Annotated in this window: 9 protein-coding genes; 4 read left to right on the top strand and 5 right to left on the bottom strand. The window is 25.6% G+C overall.

Translation table 11 applies throughout. From position 1 onward, the window contains the following. The first annotated feature begins 8 nt into the window (after positions 1-8). The 3 genes from Q0J69_RS05170 (at position 9) to Q0J69_RS05160 (ending at position 3,684) form a co-directional block, all read left to right on the top strand. Positions 9-1,010, top strand: coding sequence for a hypothetical protein (locus Q0J69_RS05170; protein WP_297204879.1), 1,002 nt, complete (start codon positions 9-11; stop codon positions 1,008-1,010). A 229-nt stretch (positions 1,011-1,239) separates the two neighbouring features. Further along, complete coding sequence (locus tag Q0J69_RS05165; RefSeq protein ID WP_297204877.1) at positions 1,240-3,417, top strand: U32 family peptidase; 2,178 nt, start codon at positions 1,240-1,242, stop codon at positions 3,415-3,417. Positions 3,418-3,480: 63 nt separating this feature from the next. Continuing rightward, positions 3,481-3,684: a hypothetical protein gene (locus Q0J69_RS05160; protein ID WP_297204876.1), complete on the top strand. Its 204-nt coding sequence runs from the start codon at positions 3,481-3,483 to the stop codon at positions 3,682-3,684. Here Q0J69_RS05160 and mcrC read toward each other — a convergent pair. Continuing rightward, positions 3,681-4,736, bottom strand: a complete 1,056-nt coding sequence (mcrC, locus tag Q0J69_RS05155; RefSeq protein WP_297204875.1) for a 5-methylcytosine-specific restriction endonuclease system specificity protein McrC — start codon at positions 4,734-4,736, stop codon at positions 3,681-3,683. The genes Q0J69_RS05160 and mcrC overlap by 4 nt on opposite strands. A gap of 175 nt (positions 4,737-4,911) precedes the next feature. Beyond that, entirely contained in the window at positions 4,912-6,225 is a 1,314-nt protein-coding gene (locus Q0J69_RS05150; RefSeq protein WP_297204874.1) for an AAA family ATPase, read from the bottom strand. A gap of 781 nt (positions 6,226-7,006) precedes the next feature. On the opposite strand from Q0J69_RS05150, the gene Q0J69_RS05145 reads away from it, so the two are divergent. After that, a complete protein-coding gene (locus tag Q0J69_RS05145; protein ID WP_297204872.1) occupies positions 7,007-7,780 on the top strand; it encodes a DUF2262 domain-containing protein in 774 nt (257 codons plus the stop codon). A 94-nt stretch (positions 7,781-7,874) separates the two neighbouring features. Here Q0J69_RS05145 and Q0J69_RS05140 read toward each other — a convergent pair whose 3' ends face one another. The 3 genes from Q0J69_RS05140 to Q0J69_RS05130 form a co-directional block, all read right to left on the bottom strand. Beyond that, positions 7,875-9,515, bottom strand: a complete 1,641-nt coding sequence (locus Q0J69_RS05140; protein WP_297204871.1) for a Na+/H+ antiporter NhaC family protein — start codon at positions 9,513-9,515, stop codon at positions 7,875-7,877. A gap of 251 nt (positions 9,516-9,766) precedes the next feature. Beyond that, complete coding sequence (locus Q0J69_RS05135) at positions 9,767-10,600, bottom strand: hypothetical protein (RefSeq protein ID WP_297204870.1); 834 nt, start codon at positions 10,598-10,600, stop codon at positions 9,767-9,769. 21 nt (positions 10,601-10,621) lie between these two features. Then, positions 10,622-12,472: a methyl-accepting chemotaxis protein gene (locus Q0J69_RS05130; RefSeq protein ID WP_297204869.1), complete on the bottom strand. Its 1,851-nt coding sequence runs from the start codon at positions 12,470-12,472 to the stop codon at positions 10,622-10,624. Positions 12,473-12,713 lie beyond the last annotated feature (241 nt).

The raw sequence follows: 12,713 nt of genomic DNA, 5'->3' as shown, positions 1-12,713 counted from the left end.
GTATTGCTATGGGAAGAATTCATTTTTTAAATGTTTTAGAAGGTGATTGTTCTATAATTCAACATGACTCTAATAATATAAGTATTATGGATATATGTAATGGTAATGGAGAAGATAAATCATACGAAAGTGTTTATTTTTCATCAAAAATTCCAAAAGGAAATTATAATCAAAAAGAATATCCAACAAACCCAATACAATATATCAAATCAATGGGTATAAAATACATATTTAGATTTATATTAACACATCCTGATATGGATCATATGGATGGATTAAAAGAATTATTTGAAAACTTTAACGTTTTAAATTTTTGGGATACTGCTAATAATAAAGTTATAGAAGACGGAAATTTTGGACAGTATAATAAAGAAGATTGGGATTACTATCAAGAAATACGTAAAAAATCTAAAAATCCTAAAGTATTAAACATTTATGAAGGAGAATGTGGTAAATTTTATAATAAAAATGACTATCCCAACATTAATGGAGATGAACTTTATATTCTTTCTCCAACAAAAGAATTAATATATAAAGTTAATAAAGATAATAGCAACAATTACAATGATTTATCTTATATTATTTTATATAAGAATAAAAATAAAAAAATATTATTTGCTGGAGATTCTGAAGAAAAATCTTGGAACATATTAATGAGTAATCAAAAATTAAGAAAAGAAATTCAAAATATTGATGTTTTAATAGCACCACATCATGGTAGAAAATCAGGTGGTAATGATGATTTTTTATACTTATTAAATCCTAAACTTACACTATTTGGTAATGCAAAATCAAAAGATTTAAATTATTATGACTGGAAAAATAAAAAATTATTATATATAACCAATAATCAAGCAGGAAATATTATATTAGATATAAAAGATAGTATATATGTATATTGTTCAAATAAAGTATTTATAGATAATTTTCACAAAGATAAAATTATAAATTTACAACAAAATTGTATAGATGTTGGTAATTATAAATATTACTGTATGGGAGTTATATGATAAATCTAAAACATAATGTTTAATTAAGGTATAAATATACTCAATATATTTTCAGTAAATAAAATTATAAACAATATATTTAATTCACTTTATTCAACTTTTACGGTTGGAAAAATCAAATAAAGTCTAAAATATATTTTAAATATAGATTATCAAAAATTTATTCAGCACTTGAATTCATGCTCTTATATGCTATAGTTTAAATCATAAAATAATAAACTAAAAAATAATGGGAAATAATTTGAATATAAAAACTCAAAACAAAAAAATAGAATTACTCGCCCCTGTGGGAGATGAAAGAGCTTTGAAGGCTGCTGTTAATGCTGGGGCTGATGCGGTGTATTTTGGTACTAAAAGTTTTAATGCCAGAGTTGGTGCTGCTGAAAACTTTGATGAAAAGGCACTTGAAGAGAATATCAGATTTGCTAAATTAAGAGATGTTAATGTTTATATAACGGTTAATACTTTAGTTTATAATGATGAAATTGATAAGGTTCTTCCTCTTATAAAAAGCGTTTATAATATGGGAGCTGATGCTATTATAGTGCAGGACTTGGGTATTATTGATATAGTAAGAAATAATTTAAATATTGCTATGCATGCAAGTACGCAGATGTCTTGTAATAATTTAGATAGCGTAAAACTTTTAAAAAGTATTGGACTTGATAGAGTAGTTTTAGCCCGTGAAATGAGTTTGGATAATATAAAATATATTAGAGATAATACTGATATAGAACTTGAAACTTTTGTGCATGGGGCTTTATGTGTAAGTTTTTCGGGTCAATGTGCCTATTCATATTTGCATGGTGGAAGAAGTGCCAACAGAGGAGCATGTGCTCAGCCTTGCAGAATGGAATACACAGGAGGTAAAACTAATTATCCTTTAAGCACAAAAGATTTGATGACTATTGATATAATTCCTAATCTACTTAAAAGCGGAATAACATCTTTTAAAATTGAAGGACGTGCTAAAAGAAGCGAATATGCCGCAATTACAACTTCTATATATAGGCATGCTATTGATTTGGCTTTGGAAAATAAGGATATACCTATAGAGAAGTATAGAGAAAGTTTGATGAAGATTTTTAATAGAGGCGGATTTTCTCAAGGATATTATTATAATTCAAAGGACATTTTTGAAAATTATAAGCCTAGCCATGACGGAGAATATATAGGAGAGGTTACTGCATACAAGAAAAATAAAATATATATACACGCAGATAAAGAATTAAATGTTTATGACGGACTTTCATTCGGAGAGAGCGGAACGGTTGGAATGCAGATTTCTGATTTGTATAAAGATAATGAGAGGGTAAAAAGAGCCAAAGGAAAGTTAAGTTTTTCTGCTGTTATAAAAAATGTTAATGTCGGAGATAAAGTATATAGAACTACCGATAAACTGCAGATTGATGAGGCGAACAAAATAATTGAAAATGATAGTTTTAAACATATTCTTGATTTAAAATGCATAATCGGATTTGATAATGATAAAATAAAATTGGAAGTTCATAGCAAATATGATGAGAGATTAAACAATATAGAATATATAAGCGATTATACTATTCAAGAGGCTAAAACAAAATCAGCAGCTAAAGAAGATATTTTCAATTCTCTTTCAAAAACAGGAGGTACTGTATTTGAATTTGAAAATATTATTATAGAAGAGAATTTTAAAAATCCTTTTATACCTGTAAAAGTTTTAAATGAAGCTAGAAGAGGATTAATAGAAAAATTAGAAAATATATTAATGAAGTCTAAAGAAATTCATTATGATAAAAATATTTTTAATAATATTAATTATCCTAATACTGATATAAAAGTTTTGATTGTAAATAGCGAAGAGAAATTAAAACTATATTCTGATATTAATTATGATAAAAAGATATTATTTCCAAGAGTTTATGATGAAAATATAATAACACTTTTTGAAAATAAAAAAATAGACGGTATAATACTTCCTCATGTAACATTTGATAAAGATATTAAAGTAATAAAAAATATAGTAGAAAAAACAGAGGGTATGATAGTAATATGCAATAATTTAGGACATATTGAAGCATTAAAAGATAAAGCTGTATTATGGGCTGGAATAGGACTTAATGCTATTAATAATTACAGTGTGAACTTTTTATATAAATTAGGTATTAATACTGTAATATCAGCTGTTGAGGCAGGTAAAACTTTAAAACACACTATAAGCATCAAAGAAGGTTTTATACCTGCTATGAACTTTGCATTCTGTCCAAAAAGTATGGCTGTTGGATGCTCTAAATGCAAAAAAGAAGATATTATTGACCATAAAGGAAATACTGTAATATTTGACTGCGTGAAGATGCATAATAAAACTAGCTTTATACTGGAGAAAATAAAAAACAAAACTGGGGAAATATATATTGATATAAATTAATAAAAACATTTTATATAATGTTTATAAAAAAAATATTTTTTGTATATTAAAAGCAATAATTATATGAAAACTCTAAAATTTTTATTATTGCTGTTATTAATTTCATCTTTATCATATTCTCAGGATAAAACAGTTTATATTACAAAAAAAGGCAAAAAATATCATAGAGAATATTGCAGAACAACAAAAAATTCAAATACAACAGCAATATCACTCAGTAAAGCTGTATCAATGGGATATGAAGCCTGTAAAGTATGCCGCCCTTAATAAAAATCATTTATAATATTAATTAACTTCTGTTTTATCAATTTAAAATCAGAGTTTAAATCTATTGTATTAACGGCAAAACATTTATCATCTATTTTGTATTCTTTATTAATATTATCATCGCACAACGGATAAAGCAAAACACCTTTGATAGTTTTAAATCTTTTATTAAAATTATTAACATTAGACATATAAGAAAACATTTGATATAAATGGCTGCTTCTTAAAGAAACTTTATCATTATTTTTTATTAATATATTTTTATAAAACTTTGTATCTATTATTAAACATTTTTCTTTATTATAAATCATAATATCTGTTTTCATTATAGGTATATATTTATTATCATTTATATTCCATTTTATGGTTTTGTTTTTTACTTTTATATTTTTATTATTAAAAAAATATATTTTATAAAAGTTTAAAACAAATTTCTCATATAGAATATGCATTCTTTTCTCTTCATTAAAGTCTATAAAAGAATATTCACTGCTATTTTTATTAATTAATAAATTTTTATGTATGAATTTGCATATATTGATTATAATTTTGTAATGCATATTGTTTTTATTATATTTTAATGATTTGAAATTTCTGCTATTAACATTTATATTTTTTATCTTTATAAAGTAATGATTTAATTTTATTAATTTTTCTTTAATATCATTATCTATATTTTTGTAATTAATAAGTTTATTTAAAGTGTATTTTATTATTTGGTTAAAGAGAATATCATTAGAAAGTATATTATAACTGCATACTAGCTTTTTATAATTAAGAGTATTTCTTTTTATAGATTCTGAGAAGTTAATTTTTCCTTTTAATACTGATAAATCTTCTTCCAAAATGATATATCCTCTATAAAAACCTCTTTTAATTAATTTCTCTAAAAATATATTAAGAATATATCCCATAACATTATAAATATTATCAAACTTTTCATCGCCGAAGATTTCTTTATTATTATCTTCATCAATGATATTCCAAATATTCCAAGCATAAGAGAGCATATAGTATATATTTTTAATAGGTATTTTTATATTATTATTCATTTATCAAAAAGTAATTTTTTATTTGCAGGGCTTTGCCCCGCACCCCAGTTCTTTTTGCGGCACAGGCGAAGCCCGCCTACGGCGAGAACCAAAAAGACTGCAATTTTACAAATCTAAAATTATGAGTTATTAATATATAAAAAATTATAATTATGATTTAAAAATAACAATATTATTATATATCCAATAACTTTTTTATTTCCTTCTCTGCTTTCTCCTCATTATCAAACCAATACTCTCTTAATGTAGGAGCTATTTCATATTCTATAATATTTTTGTATTCTGCCTCATCTATTTTACTGCAGAAATAACTATGCCCTATAGTACAGCCTCTGCCCAGGGTTTTATCATTTTTTATAATATTATTTAAATCAATAAACTTTGTATTTATTTTATTTATAAGATTATCATTTATACTCTTTTCTTTCAAATAGTTTATAAACTTTTCATTTCCGAAAGCAGGCTCAATATCTACAAAGCAAAATCTTCTTCGTAGTGCATAATCAATAACAGCGATGCTTCTGTCTGCAGTATTCATCATACCTATAATATACAAATTATTAGGCACGCTGAAACTCTCATTATTATAAGGAAGTATAATTTCAGCATCTCTGTTGTCATGTTCTATAAGCATTAAAAGCTCACCGAATATTTTAGATATATTTCCTCGATTAATTTCATCTATTATAAAAAAATAATCATTATCCATATCAGAAGAGGCTTTCTGACAAAAATCATAAAATACACCGTTTTTTAATTCAAAGTTTTTATCCGCAGGCTTATAACCTATAATAAAATCTTCATAAGAATAGCTTTCATGAAACTGCACCATTTTTATTTTACTGTCATCAGATTCTTTAATGATTGAGTAAGCTAATTTTTTGGCAAGAAAAGTTTTACCTACTCCTGGCGAGCCTTGAAAAATAATATTCTTCTTTCTTTTTAATAAATTAGCGATAGTATTGTATTTTTCTTCGGATATAAAAACTTCATTAAGGAAATTTTCTTTACTATATGAATTATCCGATTTATCATTAGTTTGTATGTATTGATTTTCTTCATCATCTGTTTTTTCGTCTTCAAACAAATTATCAAATGATATATCTTTAATATTATTTTTTTCAATTATTTTTCCACATATTTCTACTAATCCTTTAGACTTATTATTAGTTACTTCGTAAGAATATTCCATATATTGTTTTGTAGATATTAATGCTTTTTTTAATTCTTCAATTCCATGTACATTTCCTATTTTTTCAATAAAAAATTTCATAACTGTGTGTTTGAAATTTCTTGTAAATCTTTTACCACCTCTCATACATTGATACATTGCATATAATAAATCAAATGAACTACCTCCATATATTTTTTTATTATCTATATCCAAACACTCTTTAATACCTTTACTTCTGCTTATATCACCATTGTACATTTTTTCCATTACATCATATATTTTTTCTAACTGCTCATTATTTAATTCTTCTTTCATTTTTACTCCAAATAAATAATATATATATTAGTTATTTTACAATAAAAAATTGATAAATCAAAGCAATAAACAATCATAAACAGTAAAAGGATATTATTTATTGATTTTTTAGAACTTTTTTATATAATATTGATTAGGGAGGATTTGTACTTTGATGAATAACTTCATATAGAGTAATTTATATAATTGGAGGTATAAATCCTATCTTATTTTTATACATTCAATTCTATTAGCATCATATTTACTTTCCTTTTGATTTTAATTTATAAATTGAATATTTCTTAATGTTGAAATAGTTATTTTTTAATTATAATCTGAAAAATTTATTGCAGTTGATATACCTATCTGCAAATATTTATCATTATCTATATTGTATAAATATATTTATTATCTGTTTAAAAATAAAATACCGTCAATTATATATTTATAATATTTTTATTCTAATAAGAAGAATATAAAAAATTAAAAGCTGAATCTTTATCTTATTTTGAAAAAGCATATAAATTTGCTGATGATGAACTAAAAGAAAAAATTAAAAAATATCTTATGAAACTTGAAAAGGAAAATGACAGTACAGGTATTGAATTTTATAAAAATAAATAATTATAATTTTTAATATAATTATTACCGCATGCAGAATAAAATTAGAAATATGTATTTATTTGAAGTTCAAATTTTTGAAATATAGTTTTATAGAATAAATGGTGTGTATTAATAAAAGTTTAAAAATTTATTATTGATATTTTTCCATAGCATATTACTATATTGATAGGATATAAAAATGGACAAAGAAATTGAAGATTTTAATAAAGATTTTGATGATGAAATTTTTGACATAGCATTCATACTTAAAAGATCATGCTGCAAATACGGTAAAATACCTTGGGAAAAATATTATACTTTATTTGTTTCTGCTATTGCTTTAAAAAATATTGCCGCTAATGTAGTTTTAGAAAATACTCATATTATAATTCATAAAAAAGTTAAAGAGCCTGAAAAATATTTTAAAATACTAAAAGATGAAAGCATAGTAAGATTAAAGGTGAGAAAAGAAAAAGATACTGATGACTTCTATATTAATTTTTTACTTGAAGATATAGTTGACAATGATTATAAAGATGACGATTTAAATATCATATTAGAAAAATATTCAAAGATTATTTATTATAAAGATGAAGAGTTAGGAGATTTTGAACTTAATAAGGATATAAACAGTTTTAAGAAAGATATGCCTTGGACTAACAATAATATTTTAATCTTCTTTGACAATATCAATGAAGAGTTTAATAAAAAAAGCATTGATATAATCAAAAAAATATTTGCTAATAAAAAAGATATTGATAGGAAATTAAAAGAGTGTGCGGCAGAAAGTATATTTAAGCCTAATAATATAGAAAAAGAAGAATTCATAAAATCAATAAGTTTAACATCTATAAGCATAGATTATAAAAACCATATAACATTTTATTTTAAAAACAGTTACGTACATACAATACCAGTAAATAGTGATTGGGATTTTAATTTTAAACCGATTACTCAATTAATGTTTTTTTAAAAACTCGTATACGCTTGCGAAAGAAAATTTATATAATGATAAAAAACCTCCGATATAAAATTAATCATATCAGAGGTTTTTATTTTATAAAAAATTATTTAGAAGATGATAATTTTATTTTTGATATTCTATCATAAAAATTAGAAGCAAGTATAGCAAGTACACACATTACTATAAATCCTACTAACAATGCAGCTATAGGGCTTAAAGTAATACCTCCTACAACAACACCTATAAATGCTGATACAGCTACCAAACCAGCATAAGGAATCTGTGTTGCTACATGCTCAAGTAAAGGACAGTTGCTTCCAGTAGAAGAAAGTATTGTAGTATCAGATATAGGAGAGCAATGATCCCCAAATACAGCACCAGAAACTACAGAACCTACACTTATTAAAAGTACATTAAGCAAAGCATCTCCAGTATATCCGTTTCCCATAGCAAGCCCATTAGCTATAGGTATAACTATAGGTATAAGTATTGCAAAAGTTCCCCAGCTTGTACCAGTAGAAAAAGCAATAACACATCCTAGCAAATATCCTATAGCAGGAAGTATCCAAAGAGGAAAACCTCCTCCTCTCACAGCCTCAGAAAGAAAAGCAGCAAGCCCAAGACCTCCGTCTTCAGGACTTGATTTTATTACGCTTCCTATAGACCAAGCAAGAGAAAGAACTACCAAGGCAGGAACCATTGATTTTATACCTTCCATTATAGAGTTTCCAGCAGAACGTATGCTTAATAATTTTCTTACTACATAGTATATATACATTATCATAAGAGAAATTACTGCCCCATAAAATAATGCTTTAGAAGCATCAGTATCTAAAAATGCCTGATTTAAAGATATACTTGACATAGCCTGAGAAAAAGTTTCTATTCCGTCATTTCCAACTAACCCCATATATGTGGTAATAGGAAACATAGCTATACATACTATTATAAGAATAACTATAGCAATAACCATATCATACCATTTGGCTTTGTTATTAGATGAAGTTTCCATATTTCCAGGGCATGCTCCATATAATTCCTCATTAAAAAGTTTTCCATTTTGAGCATCATCTTCACTCCTTTTCATAGGTCCGAAATCTTTAAATACTAAAGACATAAGAACTACAAAAGCCAAAGCAAGAAGAGGATAAACAGAATATGGTATCATTTTTATAAAGAAAACAAATTCGCTTATATTTAAAGATTCAAAACCTTCAGAATCTCTAATATAACTCATAACAGTTACAACCCAAGTTGATATAGGAGCAAGTATACATACGGGTGCTGCCGTTGAATCTAATATATATGCCAGTTTTGCCCTAGAAATTTTATTTTGATCAAATGCAGGACGCATAACTGTACCAACTGATAAACTGTTAAAATAATCATCTATAAATATAATAAGTCCGAAAAACCAAGTAAATATCAATATGCTTTTTTTTGTTTTTAAATATTTGCTGGCCCATAATCCGAAAGCTTTAGTAGCACCTGTTTTTGAAAGCATACTCACAAAAGCACCAAGCAATGCACAGAATAAAAGTATACGTATATTCCAAGCATCTCCGCTCATCTCTGCTACTTTATCTGTAAATATAGTAATAGCTGTAAATAGATTGCCGTGTGCTATTATCAAAGTACCTGAGAGTATGCCGAGTGTTAGAGAAATAATAACTTCTTTGGTTACTAAAGCAAGTATAATTGCAAGTAACGGCGGTATAATACCCAATAGACCATAATGTTCCATATGTTTACTCCTAAGATAATAATTTTATATAGTTCTAAATCCTTTAAATAAAAAAAACCCCCTTAACTAGGGAGCTATATTAATTATATTTTATATATGCATAAATTAATAATTTAACACTCCCAAGAAAAGAAGCTTTTTTTAAACTTTTTATAAAAAAAGAAATTAGACATATATAATTAACCTTTACTTTTAATAGTAAAGTTATTTTATATTAAAAGTAATGCTTTGTCAATACAGCAATTATTATATTAATTAAACTCATAATGAATACTATATCTTTTGGCTGTATATTTATCCCCATAGCATATTAATACTGCATAATAAGTCTGATTATGTAAGAAATTTAATGATGCTCTATCCTTTGATGATTTTATATAATTAAAGTTTTCATCGAATAAAACTATATCAATATCCTCAGCATCATTTAAAATTATATTTATAGAAGTATCTATATCTGTTGAATTTTCTATTTTATAGCAATCTATATCTACTATATTATATGTCTTTATATATGGTTTTATATAGCTGTCTATAGTTATTGCAGGAGAATTTTTTATAAAATATCCATATATTAATTCATTAGGGGAGTCTATATCATCAGCATTGCTTAATATATCATTAGGTTCAGTTTCATTATTTACTATAATATTGTTTTTAAATATAAACTTTAATTCATATTTTGCTTCAGTATCAGATTCAAGTTTTAAAAAATAATCATTTTCATTAAAGAAAACATCATCTAAATTAATAGCTGAATTATAATCTAATATATCCTTACTATTTAACTTAAATAAAATACTATTGCTGCCTAATAATTCTAACTGAATATTTGCATTTCTATTATAAACAGAAACAGCAAAATCCATAGCAAATCCATTAGTAGGACTTATATGATAATAATCTATATCATTTGAATCATTAAAACTGCCATTGATATGAGTATCCGTATCTATAAATTGAGAATACTCTAAAGTATCATTAGGCTCTATTTCATCTCTGCTTATAATATTATTAGAATAATTATTAGTATTACTACTGCATGATATAATCAAAACTGTAAGAAAAAATAATACATATTTCATATATCAGACTTTTTATATAAGTTATTTTACTTTAAAAAATCCCATAAGCTCTTCCAAATGATTCGCCTGATCAAGCAAAGATTTAGAAGCAGCAGTGGACTCTTCTACTAAAGCAGCATTCTGCTGAGTTATATTATCCATTTTAGTAACAGCAGTATTAACCTGATCAACACCAGCCTCCTGTTCAACAGCAGTTTGACTGATATCACTCATAATTTTAGAAGTTTCTTCTATTTTCATTTCTATATCTGTAAATATTTCCTGAGAATGTCTAGCCATTTCAGCAGATTTATTTATTTTTTCATATATATCTTCTATAAGCAAAGTTATATTTTTAGCAGAAGCCTGAGAGTTCTGTGCTAAGTTTCTTACCTCACTTGCTACTACAGCAAAACCTCTTCCCTGATCACCAGCACGTGCAGCCTCTACTGAAGCATTTAAAGCTAATATATTAGTTTGAAAAGCTATACCTTCTATAACTTTAGTAATATCTTTTATTTTAGCACTAGCCTCATAAACATCTTCTATCATTTTTGTTGTATTAGCTATAACACTTCCACCTTCTACAACTGCATTTCTTGAAGCTATCATAACATTATTTCCATCTACTGAGTTTTGTGCTGATGATTTTATAGTAGAAGCCATCTCTTCCATAGAAGAAGCAGTTTCCTCCAAACTAGAAGCCTGATACTCTGTTCTTTGAGCTAAGTCCTCGCTTCCTTTATGAAGTTCCTCAGCTGCATTTGCTATTTCTGATGAAGCACTTAATACTTCAGAGATTACCTCTATAAATCTATTTCTCATAGTATCAAATGAATGAGATAATTCTCCTATTTCATCATGTCTGTTAATGATTTGAGATTTGAATACAAAATTTCCGCTTGCCATTTGATGAGCTTCATCTACTATATTTTTTATAGGTCTGATAGTTTTTCCTATATAAAAACCAGATACTAAAGAAGATATTATAATACCTGATACGCCTAATAATATTCCTATAATAGTCATTTTCTTACTTTCTGCATATAATAGATCATGTGTAATACCTGCCATCATAAACCAAGGCTGACTTTTCATTTTTTTAAAAAATGCTGTTCTAGGAGAATTGTTAAAATCGTATGTAAATATACCAGAAGCCTTTCCTGCAGGAGGCATTAAAGAAGCATTTGGAATAACGCCTATGGTTTCATTTATATTATGGTATACACACTGCAAATCATCTTCATTTAAAACAAATATACTTCTCGCTTCTGAAAGTTCATTTCTAGCATCTGCTAAAGTTTCATTTATAATCCTTGACCAATCAACAAATGCTATAAAACTTCCTATAAGTTTTCCATCCAAACTATAAATTGAATGCAATATAGGAAGTACATATCCTTTATTTATATCTGATTTGTATATATTATCGCTTGTAGCATGATCATAACCAGAATCTACAAATTCTTTCCATAATTGAGGATATGTATTAGCCATATCAAGACCTGAATTTTTAGTATCTCCATTATACGCTTCTATTATTTTTCCATCTAAGCCTATCAAATCTAATGTTACTATATAATCATTGTTATCAAATAAATTGATCATAGTTTGAATGGCTCTTTCTTTCGTATCTTCATTTCTAGTCTGCATATATTCTATTACTGCAGATATTCTTGAATATGCATCCATAATTATTAATTGGTCATTAAGTATGGTATCTAATAATGTAGAATAACCATTAACTGAAGTTTCAAATCCAGAATATGTTGCATTATTTATAGCTTTATTAGCTATTCTTATTGAAGTGAAAATTATTGTAAAAGATAATATTACAATAACTATATTAACTATTAAAGGAATTTTTACTACTATACTATCAAACTTTTTCATATAAACATCACCTTAAAGTAAAATGATAATTAATATTAAAATACTTATTATTTAATAATAGAACTTAAATAATAAAAAAACTAACACTATGACTGTATAGTATAGTTTATATAATTAAAAAAGTCAATTATGCAGATTATTATTATTTATTTAAACAATATGGGTATTGTTCTAATTTTAAATATGTATTGACGATTATAAATTTGGCATTAGTATCATACCTTATTAAATAATTAAATAA

The sequence above is a fragment of the uncultured Brachyspira sp. genome (assembly GCF_944388875.1).
GTDB lineage: Bacteria > Spirochaetota > Brachyspiria > Brachyspirales > Brachyspiraceae > Brachyspira.
Note: the sequence above shows the minus strand (reverse complement) of the source record. Positions and strands in the feature narration are given on the sequence as shown.